General features: G+C 66.1%; 21 protein-coding genes. 13 read left to right on the forward strand and 8 right to left on the reverse strand.

Translation table 11 applies throughout. The features are described 5' to 3' along the window. The first annotated feature begins 63 nt into the window (after positions 1-63). Entirely contained in the window at positions 64-1161 is a 1098-nt protein-coding gene (locus tag H7J93_RS10930; protein WP_267306310.1) for a methyltransferase, read from the forward strand. Here H7J93_RS10930 and H7J93_RS10935 read toward each other — a convergent pair. Then, on the reverse strand, positions 1158-1940 hold the full coding sequence (locus H7J93_RS10935; protein WP_267306311.1) for a hypothetical protein: 783 nt from the start codon (positions 1938-1940) through the stop codon (positions 1158-1160). The two genes, H7J93_RS10930 and H7J93_RS10935, sit on opposite strands and share 4 nt — an antisense overlap. Positions 1941-2020: 80 nt before the next feature. Here H7J93_RS10935 and H7J93_RS10940 point away from each other — a divergent pair, with 80 nt between their 5' ends. Further along, positions 2021-2401, forward strand: a complete 381-nt coding sequence (locus H7J93_RS10940) for a RidA family protein (protein WP_267306312.1) — start codon at positions 2021-2023, stop codon at positions 2399-2401. On the opposite strand, the gene H7J93_RS10945 is transcribed toward H7J93_RS10940, so the two are convergent. Beyond that, positions 2398-2757, reverse strand: a complete 360-nt coding sequence (locus H7J93_RS10945; RefSeq protein WP_267306313.1) for a DUF952 domain-containing protein — start codon at positions 2755-2757, stop codon at positions 2398-2400. The genes H7J93_RS10940 and H7J93_RS10945 overlap by 4 nt on opposite strands. 131 nt (positions 2758-2888) lie before the next feature. Here H7J93_RS10945 and H7J93_RS10950 point away from each other — a divergent pair, with 131 nt between their 5' ends. Both H7J93_RS10950 and H7J93_RS10955 read left to right on the forward strand, forming a co-directional pair. After that, positions 2889-3080, forward strand: a complete 192-nt coding sequence (locus H7J93_RS10950; protein WP_267306314.1) for a DUF7455 domain-containing protein — start codon at positions 2889-2891, stop codon at positions 3078-3080. A gap of 63 nt (positions 3081-3143) precedes the next feature. Further along, the gene (locus tag H7J93_RS10955) at positions 3144-4181 is read left to right on the forward strand and encodes a YihY/virulence factor BrkB family protein (RefSeq protein ID WP_267306315.1); all 1038 of its coding nucleotides are present in this window, start codon (positions 3144-3146) and stop codon (positions 4179-4181) included. Here the strand turns inward: H7J93_RS10955 and H7J93_RS10960 are convergent. Beyond that, positions 4171-4407 (reverse strand): DUF3039 domain-containing protein, encoded by a 237-nt coding sequence (locus H7J93_RS10960; protein WP_267306316.1) that lies wholly within the window; start codon positions 4405-4407, stop codon positions 4171-4173. The two genes, H7J93_RS10955 and H7J93_RS10960, sit on opposite strands and share 11 nt — an antisense overlap. A 67-nt stretch (positions 4408-4474) precedes the next feature. Between H7J93_RS10960 and H7J93_RS10965 the strand changes: the two genes are divergently transcribed. The 3 genes from H7J93_RS10965 to H7J93_RS10975 all read left to right on the forward strand — a co-directional run bounded on the left by H7J93_RS10965 (position 4475) and on the right by H7J93_RS10975 (position 6797). Continuing rightward, positions 4475-4876: a DUF3099 domain-containing protein gene (locus H7J93_RS10965; RefSeq protein ID WP_267306317.1), complete on the forward strand. Its 402-nt coding sequence runs from the start codon at positions 4475-4477 to the stop codon at positions 4874-4876. Between the two features lie 147 nt (positions 4877-5023). Next, positions 5024-5983 (forward strand): sigma-70 family RNA polymerase sigma factor SigB, encoded by a 960-nt coding sequence (gene sigB, locus H7J93_RS10970; protein WP_267306318.1) that lies wholly within the window; start codon positions 5024-5026, stop codon positions 5981-5983. 121 nt (positions 5984-6104) lie between these two features. Further along, entirely contained in the window at positions 6105-6797 is a 693-nt protein-coding gene (locus H7J93_RS10975) for an iron-dependent transcriptional repressor DtxR (protein ID WP_267306319.1), read from the forward strand. Positions 6798-6808: 11 nt separating this feature from the next. On the opposite strand, the gene H7J93_RS10980 is transcribed toward H7J93_RS10975, so the two are convergent. Together H7J93_RS10980 and H7J93_RS10985 are read right to left on the reverse strand one after the other, a co-directional pair. Next, a complete protein-coding gene (locus H7J93_RS10980) occupies positions 6809-7846 on the reverse strand; it encodes a DUF4192 domain-containing protein (protein ID WP_267306320.1) in 1038 nt (345 codons plus the stop codon). Between the two features lie 98 nt (positions 7847-7944). Further along, positions 7945-8625 carry a hypothetical protein gene (locus tag H7J93_RS10985; protein WP_267306321.1) on the reverse strand — a complete coding sequence of 227 codons (681 nt, stop codon included), beginning with the start codon at positions 8623-8625 and terminating at the stop codon, positions 7945-7947. 149 nt (positions 8626-8774) lie between these two features. Here H7J93_RS10985 and sthA point away from each other — a divergent pair, with 149 nt between their 5' ends. The 4 genes from sthA to H7J93_RS11005 all read left to right on the forward strand — a co-directional run bounded on the left by sthA (position 8775) and on the right by H7J93_RS11005 (position 13066). Continuing rightward, on the forward strand, positions 8775-10181 hold the full coding sequence (gene sthA, locus H7J93_RS10990; protein ID WP_267306966.1) for a Si-specific NAD(P)(+) transhydrogenase: 1407 nt from the start codon (positions 8775-8777) through the stop codon (positions 10179-10181). 124 nt (positions 10182-10305) lie between these two features. Continuing rightward, the gene (locus H7J93_RS10995; protein ID WP_267306322.1) at positions 10306-11274 is read left to right on the forward strand and encodes a proteasome assembly chaperone family protein; all 969 of its coding nucleotides are present in this window, start codon (positions 10306-10308) and stop codon (positions 11272-11274) included. A gap of 42 nt (positions 11275-11316) precedes the next feature. Then, on the forward strand, positions 11317-12339 hold the full coding sequence (locus H7J93_RS11000) for an alpha/beta fold hydrolase (RefSeq protein WP_267306323.1): 1023 nt from the start codon (positions 11317-11319) through the stop codon (positions 12337-12339). Positions 12340-12379: 40 nt separating this feature from the next. Continuing rightward, complete coding sequence (locus H7J93_RS11005) at positions 12380-13066, forward strand: PhzF family phenazine biosynthesis protein (RefSeq protein ID WP_267306324.1); 687 nt, start codon at positions 12380-12382, stop codon at positions 13064-13066. Between the two features lie 9 nt (positions 13067-13075). On the opposite strand, the gene nrdR is transcribed toward H7J93_RS11005, so the two are convergent. Further along, entirely contained in the window at positions 13076-13546 is a 471-nt protein-coding gene (gene nrdR / locus H7J93_RS11010) for a transcriptional regulator NrdR (RefSeq protein ID WP_267306325.1), read from the reverse strand. Positions 13547-13708: 162 nt separating this feature from the next. After that, a complete protein-coding gene (locus H7J93_RS11015) occupies positions 13709-14158 on the reverse strand; it encodes a LysM peptidoglycan-binding domain-containing protein (protein ID WP_267306326.1) in 450 nt (149 codons plus the stop codon). A 208-nt stretch (positions 14159-14366) separates the two neighbouring features. Between H7J93_RS11015 and lexA the strand changes: the two genes are divergently transcribed. Beyond that, positions 14367-15068, forward strand: a complete 702-nt coding sequence (gene lexA, locus H7J93_RS11020) for a transcriptional repressor LexA (RefSeq protein WP_267306327.1) — start codon at positions 14367-14369, stop codon at positions 15066-15068. Here lexA and H7J93_RS11025 read toward each other — a convergent pair. Next, positions 15065-17086 carry an LGFP repeat-containing protein gene (locus tag H7J93_RS11025; protein ID WP_267306328.1) on the reverse strand — a complete coding sequence of 674 codons (2022 nt, stop codon included), beginning with the start codon at positions 17084-17086 and terminating at the stop codon, positions 15065-15067. The two genes, lexA and H7J93_RS11025, sit on opposite strands and share 4 nt — an antisense overlap. A 199-nt stretch (positions 17087-17285) precedes the next feature. On the opposite strand from H7J93_RS11025, the gene H7J93_RS11030 reads away from it, so the two are divergent. After that, on the forward strand, positions 17286-19580 hold the full coding sequence (locus tag H7J93_RS11030; protein ID WP_267306329.1) for a molybdopterin guanine dinucleotide-containing S/N-oxide reductase: 2295 nt from the start codon (positions 17286-17288) through the stop codon (positions 19578-19580). Positions 19581-19596: the final 16 nt, after the last annotated feature.

Raw genomic sequence — 19596 nt, forward strand, 5'->3', positions numbered from 1 at the left:
CGAATTGCTCCGCGTGTACGGAGAGCAATGAAGTTACCCTAGCTAGCGGTAGGGTAACGCCCCGTGTCTTCGAAGCCCGCGAAAGTTCCACCCGCCCGCCTGGTCCGCCTCATCGACTCCGCGCGCACGGCGCTGCACACGGTGACCCGGGCGATGGTCCCCGGCAACATCGCTCTCCTCGAGACGGCGCAGGGCGCCTGGGTGAGCCAAGCCCTCTACGTCGCAGCCAAACTCGGCATCGCCGACGAACTCGCCGATGGACCCAAGACGGCCGAGGAGGTCGCCGCCAAGGTCGGCGCACATCCCGATTCTGTGTTCCGGCTGATGCGCATGCTGGCGGGCAGGTCGGTGTTCAATCATCGCGCCGACGGCAGGTTCGACCTCGCCGCGATGGGTCAGGCCCTGCGCGCCGACGTCCCGGGTTCGATGCGATCGATGGTCCTGTTCATCGGCTCCCCCGAGCATTGGGCCGAGTGGGGCGAACTCCTGTACTCCGTGCAAACGGGTCGGCCTGCCCCCGAAAAGCTTTATGGCAAGTCGTATTTCGACCACCTCGACGATGCGCCCGAGCAGGCGGCGATCTTCAACGATGCCATGTCGACCATGGCGGCGATGGCCAACGACCTGGTGATCCCCGCCTACGACTTTTCACAGTTCAAGCTGATCGCCGATGTGGGCGGCGGGCACGGCCGCCTGTTGAGCGCCATCCTGGCGTCCGCTCCGACCGCGCGCGGCGTCCTTTTCGACTTGCCGTCGGTCGTCGCGGGTGCCGGACCGGTACTCGACGCCGCAGGCGTCAGCAGCCGATGCGCCGTCGAAGGCGGCTCCTTCATGGATTCGGTGCCCGACGGCGCCGACGCCTACGTTCTGAAGTCGATCATCCACGACTGGGACGACGACATCTCCGAGAAGATCCTGCGCAACGTCCGCACCGCGATCGCCCCGAACGGGCGACTGCTCCTGCTCGAGATCGTGCTGCCTGAGCGGGCAACGGCGAACTGGGGCGCCGTACTCGACATGGAGATGCTGGTCTCCCCCGGCGGCCGCGAACGCACCCGCGCCGAGTTCGCCGGCCTCTTGGAGCGATCCGGGTTCCGGCTCACGCGCGTCGTCGACACCGCCACGCCGATGATGTCGATCGTGGAAGCCGTGCCCGTCTAGCGCTTCTTGTCGCGAACCTTGTAGGTCGACGGCCACGACTCGCGGGTCTCATCACCGACGAGCGGAACACCCTTGCTTCCGATCCTGATGTCGAAGGCCTCCTTGCCGGGACCGACCTCGCGGTTGGCGTGTTCGGTGGCGAGGTACATCAATTGGTCGATCTCCGCCTCGGCGAACGCCACGAACGTGGTCTTGCGCACGATCTCGTCCTCCGGCGGTGCCATCCGCTCGGGCAGGATCCGCGACGCCAGCGCCGCAAGGCCGAGCAACGAGAACGGGATCACCCAGTAGCAGACGAACGACAGCGGCGTCCTCGTGTCCAGGATCGTCGCCTCGCCGTACACGATGGGCGGTATCGCCGACGACACCGTCATCCCGGCGAACGCGGCCACCCAGATCCACGTCAAGACGTTGGTGATCTTCTTGAACAGATCGGTCTCGATGATTTCTTTCGGCTGGCCGACCTCGGCGAATTCACGGACGAACGGCTTGCCGAACAGCACGCTGCCCAACGCCGCCAGGAAGATCCCCGCGGTGCTCAGCGGCTGTAACCACTGCTCCATGAATGACTGGCTCAGCGTGAACGTCAGCACCGTCAGAACCAAAAACGTTACGACAGCCCCGATTTCGAGCGTTCGGCCCGCCGCTCTCCTGATCCGGCCGATGACGAGTGAAGCGACGGCCACCGCCAGCGCCACCAGTACCGCGGCGACGAACGGGACATTGCCGACCAGGACCCAGTAGACGATCCACGGCGCGAAGCCAAACAGAATTCCCACGGTGGGTCAGTTTAGGTTGTCAGTCAATGGCCCGACTGTAAACCTGTTGCGGCGGCGAAGGCCGCGAATAGGTTGTACTGATGCTGCGACAGAACGTGTCCTCGGGCTCGGAGTTCGAGTCGACGGTCGGGTACTCGCGGGCCGTGCGGATCGGGCCTCACATCGCCGTGGCCGGCACCACCGGAGCAGGCGATGACGTCGCTTCTCAGGCACGAGATGCACTGCGGCGCATAGATATTGCGTTGCAGGAGGTGGGCGCGTCGCTGTCCGATGTGGTCCGCACTCGAATGTTCGTCACAGACATCTCGCTGTGGGGCGAGGTCGGCAAGGTGCACGCCGAGGTGTTCGGCGAGATCCGGCCGGTGGCCACGATGGTCGAGGTGACAGCGCTGATCGCGCCGGAGCTGTTGGTCGAGATCGAAGTCGATGCCTACGTCGTCGACTCCCGGGCCGAGCGCTAGACGGAGAGCGGCGCGAAGCTGCCGTCCGCTTGCGGCAGGTAGGGAGTGACGCTAATCACAGCTTCGACAGGTAATGGCCCATACAGATGTGGGAACACCATCGCAGCGGGATCAGTGGCGACACCTGGTTCCCACCGGACCGGAGAGGACAACAGTGCGGGATCGATGCGCAGCAGCACCAGATCCGTACGGCCGGCGTACAGCCGGTTCGCCGGCAGATGCACCTGCTCAGGCGTCGATAGATGCACGAACCCGCTCGAAGCCAGCGACTCGGGCCGAAGCTCCCCGTTCACCTGCGCAGACCGCCAGTCTTCGGCTCCGCAGAGGTGGACAAGCACAGCGGGCAACGGTTGCATACCGCCAGCCTTCCTCGTCGGCAACTCGGTGTAACGGTGAGACACGACACACCGGTAAACCCTTTGGGAACAAGGCCGAAACCGAAAGCGTCTGAGACAGTAGAGATACGCGAGCAATCGATGGAGGTGCCATGACCGCAACGCTCACCAGCCCGGAACTGACCAAGGCTGACCGCTGCGATCGCTGCGGGGCCGCGGCTCGCGTGCGGGCAACGCTTCCGTCGGGCGGCGAACTTCTGTTCTGCCAGCATCACGCCAACGAGCACGAAGCCAAGTTGGTGGAGCTCGCCGCCGTTCTCCAAGTGAGCCCGGTGGAGGCCTAACAGCCGACACGGCCGCCGCCCGGGTGGGCGGAACGGATAGTCGTCAGTAATGCTGGACTGGTCATGAGCGACCAGCCCCTGCCTTTACCGAGGCCGCCCTCGGGTCATCACATCAGGCATATCGTTCGGCGCACACTCTCGAAGAGCTGGGACGATTCCATCTTCTCGGAGTCTGCGCAGGCGGCGTTCTGGTGCGCACTGTCGCTGCCCCCGCTGCTGCTGGGGATGCTCGGCAGCCTGGCCTACATCGCGCCGCTGTTCGGCCCTGAGACCCTTCCGGCGATTCAGGACCAGCTGATCAGCACGGCTGAACGGTTCTTCTCGTCCAATGTCGTGGACGAGATCATCGAGCCGACGGTGCGCGACATCGTCAGGGGCGCCAGGGGCGAGGTGGTGTCGATCGGCTTCGTGATCTCGCTGTGGGCGGGCTCGTCGGCGATCTCCTCGTTCGTCGACTCCGTCGTCGACGCCCACGACCAGACTCCCCTGCGTCACCCCGTACGCCAGCGCTTCTTCGCGCTCGGTCTGTACGTCGTAATGCTGGTCATCGCGATCGCCTCGGCGCCGTTCGTCGCGCTCGGGCCGCGCAAGATCGCCGAGCACCTCCCAGAGAGCTGGGACAACGCGCTGGCCTTCGGCTACTACCCGCTGCTGTTCGTCACGCTGCTGGTCGGGGTGAACATCCTCTATCGGGTGTCGCTACCCGAGCCGCTGCCGTCGCACCGCCTTGTGCTCGGCTCGTTGTTGGCGACGATCGTGTTCCTGATTGCGACGTTGGGCCTGCGGTTCTACCTGACGTGGATCACGAGCACCGGGTACACCTACGGCGCGTTGGCGACACCGATCGCGTTCCTGCTTTTCGCGTTTTTCCTCGGCTTCGCGATCATGCTGGGCGCCGAACTGAACGCCGCGATTCAAGAGGAGTGGCCGGCGGCTCCGACGCACGCCAAGCGGGTCCGGTTGTGGCTCAAGAGGAAGGCCGAGTCACGCAACGGCGGCGGTGGACCCGCAGCGCAGGCGGACGACAGGCCGGACGACCCTGCGGACGCCGACCCCGCGGATGCGATAACGGGAAGGGAAACTGACGCCGCTACTTCTTGAGCTGGTCGTAGATCCGCTTGCAGTCGGGGCAGACCGGCGACCCGGGTTTCGCGGCCTTGGTGACCGGGAAGACCTCGCCGCACAGCGCGACGACGTGGGTGCCCATCACCGCGCTCTCGGCGATCTTGTCCTTCTTGACGTAGTGGAAGTACTTCGGGGTGTCGCTGCCGGTCCCGTCGTCGACGCGTTCGTCGGTGTCGGTGCGTTCGATCGTCTGGGTTTGCATGCCGCCCATTTTGCCTGGCCCGAATCCGGTCCGTACAGCCGACGACAAGTGTGAAACAGTGGAGGTTATGAAACACGGCCAAGAGCTGAGTTTCGATGACGACGGTCGGCCGGTTCTGATCACCCGCGCCGCGCCCTCCTACGAAGTCCAGCACCGTCAACGGGTTCGCAAGTACCTGACGCTGATGTTCTGGCGTGTTCCCGCGCTCATCCTGGCCGCGGTGGCGTACGGCATCTGGGAGAACGGACTCATCTCCCTCGCGATCCTGGTGATATCGATCCCGTTGCCGTGGATGGCGGTGCTCATCGCAAACGATCGTCCGCCGCGGCGCGCCGAGGAGCCGCGTCGCTATCGGGACACCCGGCGGATTCCACTTTTTCCGACGGCCGAACGGCCGGCGCTCGAAGAGCGGGCAGAGTCGTGGCGGCAATCTCACGACGCGGATTCGCCCGGCAATGCCGCAGGCTGAGGAGTTTCTAGCGCTATTCTCAGCACATTCTCAGGTCGAGCACCAATAACCGCAGATCAGAACGTGTGAACCAGCCGATGGACGGGAACTCTTAGGGGCACGTGGGCGTTATAGCTCATGACAGTTCGACCCGATCAGGAGGCCGTCATGGCAAATGCCACCATTAGCCGCGTCGACAGTGACTTGGACGCTCAGAGTCCAGCCGCGGATCTCGTACGCGTGTATTTGAACGGCATTGGCAAAACGGCTTTGCTCAACGCCGCCGACGAGGTTGAGCTCGCAAAGCGCATCGAGGCTGGCCTTTACGCGCAGCATCTGCTCGACACCCGGAAGCGGTTGGGCGAGAACCGCAAGCGAGATCTTCAGGCCGTGGTGCGCGACGGCGAGGCCGCACGCCGGCATCTACTCGAAGCCAACCTTCGCCTCGTGGTGTCGTTGGCGAAGCGCTACACCGGCCGCGGCATGCCGCTGCTCGACCTGATCCAGGAGGGCAACCTCGGCCTGATCCGCGCGATGGAAAAGTTCGACTACAGCAAGGGATTCAAGTTCTCGACGTACGCCACGTGGTGGATCCGCCAGGCGATCACGCGCGGCATGGCCGACCAGAGCCGCACCATCCGGCTGCCGGTCCACCTCGTCGAGCAGGTCAACAAGCTGGCGCGGATCAAGCGCGAGATGCACCAGAACCTGGGCCGCGAGGCCACCGATGAGGAACTGGCCGCCGAGTCGGGCATCCCGGTGGAGAAGATCACCGATCTGCTCGAGCACAGCCGCGACCCGGTAAGCCTGGACATGCCGGTCGGCAGCGACGAGGAAGCCCCGCTGGGCGACTTCATCGAGGACGCCGAGGCGATGTCGGCGGAGAACGCGGTCATCTCCGAGCTGCTGCACACCGACATCCGCCACGTGCTGGCCACGCTCGACGAGCGCGAACAGCAGGTGATCCGGCTGCGGTTCGGCCTGGACGACGGCCAGCCGCGCACTCTGGACCAGATCGGCAAGCTGTTCGGACTCTCCCGCGAACGCGTCCGCCAGATCGAGCGCGAGGTCATGGCCAAGCTCCGCAACGGCGAGCGTGCCGATCGGTTACGGTCGTACGCCAGCTAAAGCGTCTCCCTGAATGCCCGCCGGTACGCCGGCGGGCATTCTTACTGGTCCGTGTCGGCGAGCGTAGCGCCGCAGTTCAGGCCGGTTGGCCGGTAGACTCTGCTTGACGGAGGGTTGTGAAATGAACGATCTGGTCGATACCACCGAGATGTATCTGCGGACCATCTACGACCTCGAGGAAGAGGGCGTAGTGCCGCTGCGTGCGCGCATCGCCGAACGTCTCGACCAAAGCGGCCCCACCGTCAGCCAGACCGTTTCCCGGATGGAGCGCGACGGCCTGCTGCACGTCGCGGGTGACCGGCACCTTCAGCTCACCGAGAAGGGCCGCAACCTCGCCATCGCCGTGATGCGCAAGCATCGCCTCGCCGAGCGGCTGCTGGTCGATGTGATCGGGCTGCCGTGGGAGGAAGTGCACGCCGAGGCCTGCCGCTGGGAGCACGTGATGAGCGAGGACGTCGAGCGCCGCTTGGTCCGGGTTCTCGACAACCCCACCACCTCGCCCTTCGGCAACCCGATTCCCGGCCTGGCTGAGCTCGGTCTCGCCGACTCCTCGGGCACCGACAAGCTCAACCTGGTTCGGCTCACCGAGCTGCCGGCCGGCATGCCCGTCGCTGTCGTGGTGCGCCAGCTGACCGAGCACGTCCAGGGCGACGTCGAGCTGATCGGACGCCTCAAGGACGCCGGCGTGGTGCCCAATGCCCGCGTGACCGTCGAAGCCAACGACCACGGCGGCGTCATGATCGTCATCCCCGGACACGAGCAGGTCGAACTGCCCCACCACATGGCACACGCCGTGAAGGTCGAGAAGGTCTAACCCGCCTCAGATCACCCGGCCCGGCGCCCGAACACGCGCCGAGGTGGCAGCTGCACGCCGAGGCGGCTGGCCAACCGGTACCCGGTGGCCGCCAGATCGCGAATCCGCTCCGGCCGCATCCCGGATTGCAGCGCTGTATCGAGCATGCCCGCCATCCGATGGGTGGCATCGCACCGTAGCGCGGCCTCCAACGACACACCGGCCAGCGGCCCGTCCCCACGCGCGTATGCCGAGAATGCCAGCAGGACAAGCGCTTCCACTCGCCACGGCTCCGGAAGCATCCGGGCCAGCTCGGCCCACAGCGACTCTGCCTGCCCGGCGTTCTCCCCGACCGCCAACGCGTAAAGAGTGTCGCGCACAAGCGGATCCGTCAGCGCGCACGCGAGCCTTGCAGCGGTGTCATCGGTCAGCGCCCGGCCGTCCGCCATGTCCGCGGCCGCAGCGATTGCCGCTTCCACGTCACGACGCGCCTCGGCGTCCGGCCGGTCCACGTCCCAGCTGCCGATCGCGGCCGCCAGGGCGTCGGTGCGGGCCTGGTCGGTGACGGCGATGACCTCTTGCAGCTCTGCGCGCCGCGCATAGAGCCTGCGCCCGTCGAGGACAGCGGCCACGGCCAGTGGTGACGCGGCCGGATCCTCGACAGTGCCCGCGAGGCCGCAGCCGTCCGCACAATGCCAGCGACCGCCTGCAGCCACCCGGTCAACGACGTGCGCGGCGAGCAGTTCGATACCGCAGTCGGCCAACGTCGAGGCCAGCGAGTCCGCCAGCCGGCGGTATTCGTCGTTGCACATCCGGCAGCTTGCGCCCGCCTCGTCGACGATGACGGCGATCGCCGCATCGGGTTCCGCGCTTGCGGCCACCTCCGCGATGTGGTCGACGGAGGCAGCCACCTCGTCGGAAAGGTCAACGCGCATAACGCATCCCATCTCGCCGCGGACGACGGTCACCAGGACGAGGGATTTCTCGGGCACGAAGCCCAGAACAGCGGGCAGCGCGGCGATCAGTACGCCGGGGCGGTTCAGGTGGAAGTCGGGTGATTGCGATGTCATGCTCCCACCGTCGTTGGAGCGACCCACTTCCCCGCCCGCCAGAACGCCGTGGCGGACGTTCCTGTGGATGAATCAGCGGTTGGGGATGGAGCCCGGTCTCAGCCGTCGCGGCGCAGCTTCACCACCGCGTCGCTGAAAAGCCTGTCCAGCGCCGCCGTGTCCGGCTCGTCGACCGCCGGGTCCTGTAACCAGCTCGCACTCACCCGGGTCTCACCGATCTGGGCGGCGAACGTGAGGACCGTGCGCTCGGATTCCGGTGTGGTGACCATCTGCTCGACGGCGTAGGCGTCGTCAGCATCGACGGGCGGGGCCGGCAGCACCGTCAGGCTGACCATCGATTCCTCCTCGCCCCCGCCCACGGTGAACGAGGAGCACCGGCGCAGCTGATCCAGCCGTTCGCTCAACGGCGGCGCCGGCCGGGTCACGACGACGACCAGCCGGCTCGCAGTGTCGCTGTCGACACCCTCGACCCCCGCCGTTTCGCTGTGCCACAGCACCGGGGGCGTGCAGTCGGCAGGTGTCACCACGGCGCCGGCCGGCACTGCGTCGATGTCAGCCACGGCGCGGTCCAGCGCGGCGTCGTCGAGCACGGCGGCCGGATACCGGGGTGGGAACTGGTCGGGTTCGACGACCAAGTCCGCGATCGGGACCGGGGGCTTATCGGCCACCGAGCCGACGGGCTGCACCGTCCCGGCGATGACCCGGCTGCATGCGCCCAGCAACACGGCCACCATCACCAGCGCGCATCCGCGCAGGCATCGCGACAGCGTGTTGACCATCGGCGCCATCGTCTCACCGGACGGGCTGGACGCCGGTCAGGCGCGCATACCGGGCGGAAGTTGCGAACGGCCGATTGATTTCACGCGCTGTTGACGCTTGTCGGCGTGCAAGTTCTGCGCAACCGGCGTACACCTTGTCCATGGGTTCGATGCTCGAATACGACCTCGTCGTCATCGGTTCAGGTCCTGGTGGCCAGAAGGCCGCGATCGCCGCGGCGAAGCTCGGCAAGACGGTGGCGGTGGTCGAACGCGGCAGGATGCTCGGCGGCGTCTGTGTGAACACCGGAACCATCCCGTCGAAGACGCTACGCGAGGCCGTCGTGTACCTCACGGGCATGAGCCAGCGAGAGCTGTACGGCGCGAGCTATCGCGTGAAGGAGAAGATCACCCCCGCCGACCTGCTCGCCCGCACGTCTCACGTGATCGGCAAGGAGCAGGACGTGGTGCGGTCGCAGCTCATGCGCAACCGCATCGACCTCATCCAGGGGCACGGGAGGTTCATCGACGCGCACACCGTGCTGGTCGAGGAGCCCACTCGCGGCGAACGCACAACGGTCAGCGGCGAATACATCGTCATCGCCACCGGCACCAAACCGGCCCGCCCGGCCGGTGTCGAGTTCGACGAAGACCGCGTGCTGGACTCCGACGGCATTCTCGACCTGAAGTCGCTACCGGCCACGATGGTCGTGGTGGGTGCGGGCGTGATCGGCATCGAGTACGCATCCATGTTCGCCGCACTCGGCACCAAGGTGACCGTGGTGGAAAAGCGGGACAACATGCTCGACTTCTGCGATCCCGAAATCGTCGAGGCATTGAAGTTTCATCTGCGCGACCTCGCGGTCACGTTCCGCTTCGGCGAGGAGGTGACGGCGGTCGACGTCGGCGCCGCTGGCACGGTGACCACGTTGGCCAGCGGCAAGCAGATTCCGGCCGAGACGGTGATGTACTCCGCGGGCAGGCAGGGCCAGACCGAGCACCTCGACCTGGTCAACGCGGGCCTGGAGACCGATGCGCGTGGCCGCATCACGGTCGACAGCAACTTCGTGACCTCGGTCGACCACATCTACGCCGTCGGCGACGTGATCGGTTTCCCGGCGCTGGCGGCGACGTCGATGGATCAGGGCCGGCTGGCCGCCTACCACGCGTTCGGCGAACCCGCCAAGGGCATGACCGACCTTCAGCCGATCGGCATCTACTCCATCCCCGAGGTGTCCTACGTCGGCTCCACGGAGGTGGAGTTGACGCGCAACGCGATCCCCTACGAGGTCGGGGTGTCGCGGTATCGCGAGCTGGCCAGGGGCCAGATCGCCGGCGATTCCTACGGCATGCTCAAACTGCTGGTGTCGACGGACGACCTGAAGCTGCTCGGCGTGCACATCTTCGGCACGAGCGCGACCGAGATGGTCCACATCGGCCAGGCCGTGATGGGCTGCGGCGGGACCATCGAGTACCTCGTCGACGCCGTGTTCAACTACCCCACCTTCTCCGAGGCCTACAAAGTCGCGGCGCTCGATGTGATGAACAAGCTGCGCGCGCTGAATCAGTTCCGCACCTAGCGTCGGGCTTGCTGGCGTCCCTGACAGATGCATGGGTGGGACGCGAGCGGGAACGCAACATGAGCCACACTGGTTATGACGATGAGAAGGTGTTCATCGACAGACCGTGGAGGAGGCGAGAACTATGGCGGACCAAGCGGATCAGCCCGAGCAGCATTACCAGCCCGATCAGACCGGCATGTACGAGCTCGAGTTTCCCGCGCCGCAGCTGACCTCGCCGGATGGGCGGGGACCGGTGATGATCCACGCGCTCGAGGGCTTCTCCGATGCCGGGCACGCCATCCGGCTGGCCGCGCAGCACCTCAAGAACACGCTGGACACCGAGTTGGTCGCGTCGTTCGCCATCGACGAGTTGCTCGACTACCGGTCGCGGCGCCCGCTGATGACCTTCAAGACCGACCATTTCACCCACTACGAGGATCCGGAGCTCAGTCTCTACGCGTTGCGTGACAGCGTCGGCACACCGTTTCTGCTGCTTGCGGGCCTGGAGCCGGACCTGCGCTGGGAGCGGTTCCTCACCGCCGTGCGCCTGCTGGCCGAACGGCTCGGCGTGCGCCGGGTGATCGGTCTCGGGGCGATCCCGATGGCCGTCCCGCACACCCGGCCCATCACGCTGACGGCGCACTCCAACGACAAGGAGCTCATCGCCGAACATCAGCCGTGGGTGGGTGAGGTGCAGGTGCCGGGCAGCGTGTCGAACCTGCTGGAGTTCCGGATGTCCCAGCACGGGTACGAAGTCGTCGGCTTCACCGTCCACGTGCCGCACTACCTCGCCCAGACGGATTACCCCGCCGCCGCGGAGGTACTGCTGGCCGAGGTCGCCAAGAGCGCGTCCCTGCAGATTCCGCTTGAGGCGCTGGACGCCGCGGGCGCAGAGATCCTGACGAAGATCAACGAACAGGTCGAGGCCAGCGCCGAAGTGGCTCAGGTGGTTACGGCCCTTGAACGTCAGTACGACGCCTTCGCCGCCGCCCAGGAGAACCGGTCACTGCTTGCCAACGACGAGAACCTGCCGAGCGGCGAGGAGCTCGGGGCGGAGTTCGAGAGGTTCCTGCGGCAACGGGACAAGGGCAAGGACGACGACGCCAGGTAGCGCCAGATAGCGCGAGTCCATGAGGGCAGCTAAGTTGTCGCAATGGCCGCCCGAACGACCAAGCTGCGCCCCGTCCGGGAACTCACACCCGAACTGGAGTTCCGCACCATCCACGGCTACCGACGCGCGTACCGTACGGCGGGCTCCGGACCAGCGATCCTGCTGATTCACGGCATCGGCGACAACTCCACCACCTGGGAAACCATCCAGTCGAAGTTGGCGCAGCGGTTCACCGTGATCGCGCCTGATCTGCTGGGCCACGGCAGATCGGACAAGCCCCGCGCCGACTACTCGGTGGCCGCCTACGCCAATGGCATGCGCGACCTGCTCAGCGTGCTCGACGTCGACAAGGTGACGGTGGTCGGGCATTCACTCGGCGGCGGCGTGGCGATGCAGTTTGCCTACCAGTTCCCGCAATTGGTCGAACGGCTGATCCTCGTGGGTGCAGGCGGGGTGACCCAGGACGTCAACATCGCGTTGCGGGCCGCCTCGCTGCCGATGGGCAGCGAAGCACTGGCGCTTCTGCGCCTGCCGATGGTGCTGCCCGCGTTGCAGGTCGTGGGGCGGGTGGCCGGTGCGGTATTCGGGTCGACCGGGCTGGGCCGCGACATCCCCGACGTGCTCCGGATTCTGGCCGACCTGCCCGAGCCGACCGCGTCGTCGGCCTTCGCGCGCACCCTTCGTGCCGTAGTGGACTGGCGGGGCCAGGTTGTCACGATGCTCGACCGCTGTTATCTGACCCAATCCGTTCCCGTGCAATTGATCTGGGGATCCCGCGACTCGGTGATACCGGTGAGCCACGCCCGCATGGCCCACGCCGCCATGCCCGGTTCACGGTTGGAGATCTTCGAAGGGTCCGGACATTTCCCGTTCCACGACGATCCCGACCGGTTCGTCGAAGTGGTGGAGCAGTTCATCAGTTCCACCGAGCCCGCCACCTATGACCAGGACTACCTCCGCGGACTGCTGCGCGACGGCCGCAAGACGGATGAGATCTCCGGTTCCATCGATACCCGGGTCGCCGTCCTCGACGCGATGGACCACGACGAACGCAGCGCGACCTAAGGGCCTCCAGCGCAACCCCGCTAAGAAGTAGCATCGGGCCATGGCCATCGATGTGACAGTGCTGCGGGTGTTCACCGACCCCGACGGGAACTACGGGAATCCGCTGGGTGTTGTCGAGAACAGCACCGTCACACCCACCGATCGCCAACGCATCGCCACTCAATTGGGTTACAGCGAAACGATTTTCATCGATCTGCCGCAAGCCGGAGCCAGCACCGCGCACGCCCGGATCTTCACACCGGCAGTCGAACTGCCCTTCGCCGGTCATCCAACCGTTGGCGCATCGTGGTGGCTGCGCGACCAGGGACATCCCATCAAGACGCTGCAGGTGCCCGCCGGCATCGTGCAGGTCACCTACGACGACGAACTGGCGGCAGTGAGCGCACGCGCGGAGTGGGCTCCGGACTTCGCGATCTACGACCTCGCCTCCGTCGACGACCTGATGGCGGCAGATCCCTCCGACTACTCCGATGACGTCGAGCACTACCTGTGGACCTGGCTCGACGAACCGGCCGGAAAGATCCGCTCGCGCATGTTCGCCAGCCACCTCGGCGTCCCCGAGGACGAGGCCACCGGCGCCGCCGCGGTCCGTATCACCGATTACCTCAGTCGCGACCTGGAGATCGTGCAGGGCAAGGGTTCGGTGATCCACACCCAGTGGAGCCCCGAGGGCTGGGTGCGCGTCGCAGGCCGCGTCGTCAGCGACGGGACAAAGCAGATCGATTGACCGGCAGGATCAGCTCTGGGCCGGCTGCGGCGACTTCCGGTGCTCGCGCAGCGCCTGAATCTCGCGCTCGAAATCCTCGGCGGAGGTGAAGCCGCGGTAGACCGAGGCGAACCGCAGATAGGCGACCTCGTCGAGTTCCCGCAGCGGACCGAGGATGGCCAGCCCCACCTCGTGGCTGGGCACCTCCGGCGAACCGGTGGCGCGCACCGCATCCTCCACCTGCTGAGCGAGCAGGTTCAGCGCGTCGTCGTCGACCTGTCGCCCCTGGCACGCGCGGCGCACGCCCTTGACGACCTTCTCCCGGCTGAACGGTTCGGTGACACCGCTGCGCTTGACCACAGCGAGCACCGCGGTCTCCACGGTGGTGAAGCGACGCCCGCATTCCGGACACGACCTGCGACGTCGAATCGCCTGGCCCTCGTCGGTTTCGCGCGAATCGACCACGCGGGAATCGGGATGACGGCAGAACGGACAGTGCATCACCGCTCCTTCGCCGCGCCAACAAACGACTAACCCGAACGCCTTCGAGCGTACCTGCGCGGGGGTCTGCCAGCCCAGATTCGTGTTGATTGGCACATATTTGCTCGTTGCGGTTCCGAATATCCTTGTGCGGCCTGGATTTTCACCGCTCACGACACACCGTCAGGCGATCGGGGCGATAAGCGTCTGGCCGGCGTGGACCGCCACGGAGTCGAGCTGGTTGAGTTCGCGGATCCGGTCGATGACCCGGCCCACCGGGGCATCGGGCGCGACTCGGCCCGCGACCTGCTGCAGCGTCTCCCCCGTTTGCACCTGAACCACCGCGAGGCGATCGGGTACGGCGGCGGATTCACCGACGACACCACCGAACTGCGCCACCAGCCCGAGCCACACGGTGATCCCAGCGGCGACCATGGCCAACAGGACCGTGGTGACCGGGGTGATCGGCCGCCGCCGGTGGGCGACGCACGAAACGGCGACGCCGGAGCTGCGGTATTTCATCGGGGCACCGCCCGGGCGTCGCGAGGCCGGCCGCCGCCGTGCACCGGCAGGCCGGATTCCCTGCCTGACCACCGGTGTCGCCTGGATTTCCCGCGTGTCGAGAATGGTCATCTTCCTGCCTTCCGGTCCGAGATCGTTCGCTCTTGTGTTCGAACATACTCGCTCACGTGTTCGATTAATAGAACATGTGATCGAACTGTTGCCAAACGATATCGCGGGCCACCGACAAGTTTCGGCGCCTTGATCTCGCCCACCGGGACAGACGACACGCGTCGAACACATGTTTGATTAATCGGCCGCCGGAGGCTACATTCGCGCCATGGACTCCAGCAGCGATACCCCGGGCGGCACAGACAGCACCGGCGGGCGAGGCGGGCTCGATACGGGTCTGACCGAGCGTCAACGCACCATCCTCGACGTCATCCGCGCCTCGGTGACCAGCCGCGGCTATCCGCCGAGCATCAGGGAGATCGGCGACGCGGTCGGGCTGACGTCGACGTCATCGGTGGCCCACCAACTGCGCACGTTGGAACGCAAGGGCTATCTGCGGCGCGATCCCAACCGCCCGCGCGCTGTGGACGTCCGTGGCGCGGACAGTCCGCCCTCGATCGTCCCCACCGAGGTCGCGGGGTCCGATGCGCTGCCGGAACCGACGTTCGTGCCGGTACTCGGCCGTATCGCCGCCGGTGGCCCGATCCTGGCCGAGGAGGCCGTCGAGGACGTCTTTCCCCTACCGCGTGAACTGGTCGGCGAGGGGTCGCTGTTCCTGCTCAAGGTCGTCGGCGATTCGATGGTCGACGCAGCGATCTGCGATGGCGACTGGGTGGTCGTCCGTCAGCAGAACGTCGCCGACAACGGAGATATCGTCGCCGCGATGATCGACGGCGAAGCGACGGTGAAGACGTTCAAACGCACGCGCGGTCAGGTCTGGCTGATGCCGCACAATCCGGCCTTCGACCCGATTCCCGGCAACGACGCTGCCGTGCTCGGCAAGGTCGTGACGGTGATCCGCAAAATCTAACGGTCTTCGGCGGGCGCGAAGCCGTTGATGATCGCGAGTTCCTCACTCACGAACCAGATTTCGGCATCAGCGTCGTCATAGAGCGGACTGTCAGGCGCCCAGTACACACCCAATTTGGTGTTCGCCTTGACCGGGAAGCCCTCAGGCACCTCGCCCGGATCGTCGAGCGGAAGATGGAATGCCATCTTGGGCTCGGGTTCATCGTCGATCTCGATCCGGGCGTGGCGCCCGGTGTCGGTGAGGGGATCGCGCTTGACCACCGGGGGCGCAACGCTGATCACGCGCGTCGGTGCGGTGTCGACCGCGTCCGGATCCTCATCGTCACCGGATTCGTCGGTCTCATCGGCGTGGTCGTGCGACTCCTCGTCCTCGACGTGCGACGGTGCACCCCACGGGTCGTAGTCCGCGTGTGCATCGTCGTCATGCGGCAGGTCGTCTTCGTGCGACAGGTCGTCCTCGTGTGGCGCGTCCGGCGTCAAGTCCTCGCCGGCCGGCGCCGTCCCCAATCCCCCGCTGGCATAGCGGTCACCGAACATCGCCACGGCGTACTCGTCGTCAGGCGTCATCCGCTCAGAGGCGCCGCCGGTGCCGTAGGCGTGGTCGGGTTCGCCCCCGAAACGTGCGTCCTGGCCGACGAAAGAGCCGTCCGCGGCGAACGGGTCCTCACCTTTGCGCCGCCGCAACAGCACCGCCACCAGCACCGCGGCGACGAGGATCAGCAACGGCACCAGGGCCAACAGCCACCACCGGCTGAATTTGAACCCCTTGCTGCCGTCGGAATCCGACGCCTGTGAGGTGCCCGGCGTACCGGGTGCGGGCTGCCCCGGTATTTCGAGGCCGGACAGCTCCGAGGCCAGATTGGCCGGTTCGGTGCTGAACTTGTTCGTCGAACGGTCCCAGTTGATCACGCCGCCGCTGAATCGCTGGGTGATGACGTTGCCGGACTCGGTCTGGTCGGCCATCGGCGCGCCCAGCGCGCCCTTCGCGCCGTCCAGTTTGTCCCAGGCCGCTGCCATCGCACCGCGCACGATCACAGCGCCGTATTCGGGTGTCCAGAAGATGACCGGGTTGTCCTCGGCGCCGAAGGTGACCATGCGGCTTTCGGTGGTGAAGCCGCCGTCGACCTCGTTCGTCACCGGCCAGCCGAGATCGCCCTCGGGCCCGCCCACGCTCTCGTACTTCGCGAGCACCTGCTTGGTCATGACATTCGCACCGGTGGCAGGCGTGTAGAAGATCGCGCCACCGGCGAAGTTCTGCCGCTGCCCGTCCTTGCCCACGGGAACGGGTTCGCCTTCCGCGGCGCCCAGCGGGCCCAGCGCGCCACCGGCCGCGCGCCGGGCGGCATTGATTGCAGCGGCGGGATCATCGGCGATCTGCAGGTCGGCGAGCTGCGCGGCCAGATCCGGCGGAACTGTCGTGAAAGTCTTCTTCCTCAGGTCATATGACAGCTCGCCGTTGGTGAACTTCTGCGAGACGACGTTGTCGCGGTAGACCTCGTCCTCGGCGGGCACACCGAGAGCTCCCGCCGAGCCACCTAGCTTGTCCCACGCCGCGTTGATCGGACCGCGGACGACTCGTGCGCCGGTCGCGGGGGTAAAGAAGATCACCGGGTTGTCTGAGGCGCTGAACGTGCTGTTGAGGCTGTCCGGCGCCCGTCCCGGGCCCTCGTCGATAGTGGGGAAACCCAGATCGCTGTCGGCGGGACCACCCAGCGACTCGTACTTCTCAAGGATCGCGCCGCGCATGAAATGCGCACCGGTCGCGGGGGTGAAGAAGATCTTGCCGCCGGCGAAGTTCTGGCCGAAACCCTCACCGATGGGATAGACGTCGCCGTTCCTCGGGCCCAGCGGCCCGCCGTCGCCTCCGCTGGCTTCCCACGCCGCCGTTATCGCAGCATTCGCGTCGGCTTCCGGCTGCGCCGACACCACCGGTGCCAGCAGCACAGCCATCGGCACCGCCAGCAAACCGACGATCACTCGATTGATCATCGTGCGGCGCCGACTCCCCTGCCCGCTCATTCACCCTCCTGCAATCGGCGGAAATTCAATGAAAAGCATCGCGCTCGTCAACTGTCCTTTAGATGCAGTAAATAACCAAGGAACACGCCCATTCTTGGGAAAAAATACCCCGGCAATACCGAAAAGCTTTGGATCTTGCGCTGCGAGGCGCCGAATCGCGTTGCGCGACACGTCGCACGCGGTCCTAAACTCGGGATTCATGCCCCCAGTCAGAACCAGCCTCGCGCACTGGGGTGCATTCAACGCGAGCGTCGATTCCGGCGAAATCGCCTCCGTCACGCCGTTTGACGGCGATATCGATCCGTCCCCGTTATTGGGGAACCTGCCCGGCTCGATTCGCCACCGCTCCCGGGTCGCCGCACCGGCGGTGCGGCGAGGTTGGCTGCGGGACGGTCCCGGCGCCACCAGCGCGCGCGGCGCCGACGAATTCGTCCGCGTGTCATGGGAGGAACTGACCGAGTTACTCGCCGAAGAACTTCGCCGCGTCGTCGATATTCACGGCAACGAAGCGATATACGGCGGCTCATACGGATGGGCCAGCGCGGGTCGGTTTCACCACGCGCAGAGCCAGGTGCACCGCTTTCTGAAATTTCTTGGCGGGTACACCTTTTCGCGACACTCTTACAGCCTGGGCGCGACGGGTGTGATCATGCCTCGGGTGGTGGGCACCCACGACGATCTGTTCAAGCGATCCACCGAGTGGGAAGTCATCGTCGAGCACACCGACCTTCTCGTGTGCTTCGGCGGGCTGGCCCTTAAGAACACCGGAATCAATCACGGTGGCACCACGGGACATCCGGCGCGCGACGCGCTGCGACGCTTCCGGGACAAGGGCGGCCGCATCGTGTCGGTGTCACCGCTACGCGACGACGTCGACGGCGACTGTGAATGGTTGGCGCCGGTACCGGGCACCGATGTGGCCATCATGCTGGCGCTGGCACATGTGCTGGCCACCGAATCCCTGGCCGATCGGGACTTTCTGAGGGACTACTGCACCGGATACGAACGCTTCGAGCGGTACCTGCTGGGCGTCGACGATGGGGTGCCGAAGTCGCCGGAATGGGCCTCGGAGATCTGCGGCCTTCCTGCCGAAATGCTCGTTGCGCTGGCCCGAAGGATGGCCTCGTGTCGGACGATGGTCACCGTCAGCTGGTCGCTGCAGAGAACCAGACACGGCGAGCAAGCGCCGTGGATGGGACTGACGCTGGCGGCGATGCTCGGTCAGATCGGAATTCCGGGAGGCGGTTTCGGCCACGGCTACGGGTCGATGAACGAACCCGGACTACCACCGCTGCGCTGCCGACTGCCGGCACTGCCGCAGGGCCTCAACCCTGTCCAGACGTTCATCCCCGTCGCCGCGATCAGCGACATGCTGCTGCATCCGGGTGAGCAATTCGACTACAACGGCAGGCGTTTGACCTACCCCCACATCAAGCTCGTGTACTGGGCGGGCGGCAATCCCTTTCACCATCACCAGAACATTCCGCGACTGCGCCGGGCATTGGGCCGCGTGGACACATTGGTGGTGCACGAACCGTATTGGACCGCGATGGCCAAACATGCCGACATCGTGGTGCCGTCGACCACCGCCTATGAACGCGACGACTATTCGGGTTCGCGCAACGATCCGTTGTTCATGGCGATGCCCGCGCTCACCGAGCCCTACGCAGAATCCCGCGACGACTACACGACATTCGCGGCACTGGCCGAGAAGCTCGGGTTCGCCGAGCAGTTCACCGAGGGGCGCACGGCGAGGCAGTGGCTGGCACATCTCTACGAGAAGTGGGCCGCGGGACTCGATTTCGCGGTGCCGACCTTCGAGGAATTCTGGCGGGTCGGCCGGCTGCGGTTACCGACAGAGACCGGAATCACGCTGCTGGACGACTTTCGCGCCGATCCGGTCGCACACCGGCTGGGCACTCCGAGCGGGCGTATCGAGATCTTCTCCGAGACGATCGACGGTTTCGGCTACGACGACTGCGCCGGTCACCCCAAGTGGTACGAGCCGTCGGAGTGGCTCGGCGGCCGCCGGGCAGCGACCTATCCCCTGCATCTGCTGGCCAATCAGCCGGCAGCCCGGTTGCACGGCCAGCTCGACGGCGGTGCCGTCAGTCAAGCGTCGAAAGTGCAGCAGCGCGAGCCGATCCGAATGCACCCGATCGACGCCGAACACCGCGCGTTGTGCGACGGCGATGTCGTGCGGGTTTTCAACGACCGCGGTGCGTGTCTGGCGGGCGTGGTGATCGACGACCGGCTGCGCCCGCACGTCGTGCAGCTGTCGACCGGTGCGTGGTTCGACCCGCAGGACCCATCCGATCCCGACGCCATGTGCGTCCATGGAAATCCCAACGTGCTCACCGACGATGTGGGTACCTCATCGCTGGCCCACGGATGTACCGGTGCGCACGTACTCGTCGAGGTCGAGAAGTTCAAGGGCGAGCTGCCACCTGTCAAGGCGCATGAACCCGCGGTGATTCTCGCGCACCGGCCGTGAACTGACTTCGTGACAT

The organism is Mycobacterium barrassiae (assembly GCF_025822765.1).
GTDB lineage: Bacteria > Actinomycetota > Actinomycetes > Mycobacteriales > Mycobacteriaceae > Mycobacterium > Mycobacterium barrassiae.

What these genes read in the sequence shown, in the direction of transcription:
- H7J93_RS10940 (WP_267306312.1), top strand. Translation starts at nt 2,021, where the DNA reads ATGCTGCGACAGAACGTGTCCTCGGGCTCGGAGTTCGAGTCGACGGTC.
- H7J93_RS10945 (WP_267306313.1), bottom strand. Translation starts at nt 2,757, where the DNA reads ATGCAACCGTTGCCCGCTGTGCTTGTCCACCTCTGCGGAGCCGAAGAC.
- H7J93_RS10950 (WP_267306314.1), top strand. Translation starts at nt 2,889, where the DNA reads ATGACCGCAACGCTCACCAGCCCGGAACTGACCAAGGCTGACCGCTGC.
- H7J93_RS10955 (WP_267306315.1), top strand. Translation starts at nt 3,144, where the DNA reads ATGAGCGACCAGCCCCTGCCTTTACCGAGGCCGCCCTCGGGTCATCAC.
- H7J93_RS10960 (WP_267306316.1), bottom strand. Translation starts at nt 4,407, where the DNA reads ATGCAAACCCAGACGATCGAACGCACCGACACCGACGAACGCGTCGAC.
- H7J93_RS10965 (WP_267306317.1), top strand. Translation starts at nt 4,475, where the DNA reads ATGAAACACGGCCAAGAGCTGAGTTTCGATGACGACGGTCGGCCGGTT.
- sigB (WP_267306318.1), top strand. Translation starts at nt 5,024, where the DNA reads ATGGCAAATGCCACCATTAGCCGCGTCGACAGTGACTTGGACGCTCAG.
- H7J93_RS10975 (WP_267306319.1), top strand. Translation starts at nt 6,105, where the DNA reads ATGAACGATCTGGTCGATACCACCGAGATGTATCTGCGGACCATCTAC.
- H7J93_RS10980 (WP_267306320.1), bottom strand. Translation starts at nt 7,846, where the DNA reads ATGACATCGCAATCACCCGACTTCCACCTGAACCGCCCCGGCGTACTG.
- H7J93_RS10985 (WP_267306321.1), bottom strand. Translation starts at nt 8,625, where the DNA reads ATGGTCAACACGCTGTCGCGATGCCTGCGCGGATGCGCGCTGGTGATG.
- sthA (WP_267306966.1), top strand. Translation starts at nt 8,775, where the DNA reads ATGCTCGAATACGACCTCGTCGTCATCGGTTCAGGTCCTGGTGGCCAG.
- H7J93_RS10995 (WP_267306322.1), top strand. Translation starts at nt 10,306, where the DNA reads ATGGCGGACCAAGCGGATCAGCCCGAGCAGCATTACCAGCCCGATCAG.
- H7J93_RS11000 (WP_267306323.1), top strand. Translation starts at nt 11,317, where the DNA reads ATGGCCGCCCGAACGACCAAGCTGCGCCCCGTCCGGGAACTCACACCC.
- H7J93_RS11005 (WP_267306324.1), top strand. Translation starts at nt 12,380, where the DNA reads ATGGCCATCGATGTGACAGTGCTGCGGGTGTTCACCGACCCCGACGGG.
- nrdR (WP_267306325.1), bottom strand. Translation starts at nt 13,546, where the DNA reads ATGCACTGTCCGTTCTGCCGTCATCCCGATTCCCGCGTGGTCGATTCG.
- H7J93_RS11015 (WP_267306326.1), bottom strand. Translation starts at nt 14,158, where the DNA reads ATGACCATTCTCGACACGCGGGAAATCCAGGCGACACCGGTGGTCAGG.
- lexA (WP_267306327.1), top strand. Translation starts at nt 14,367, where the DNA reads ATGGACTCCAGCAGCGATACCCCGGGCGGCACAGACAGCACCGGCGGG.
- H7J93_RS11025 (WP_267306328.1), bottom strand. Translation starts at nt 17,086, where the DNA reads ATGAGCGGGCAGGGGAGTCGGCGCCGCACGATGATCAATCGAGTGATC.
- H7J93_RS11030 (WP_267306329.1), top strand. Translation starts at nt 17,286, where the DNA reads ATGCCCCCAGTCAGAACCAGCCTCGCGCACTGGGGTGCATTCAACGCG.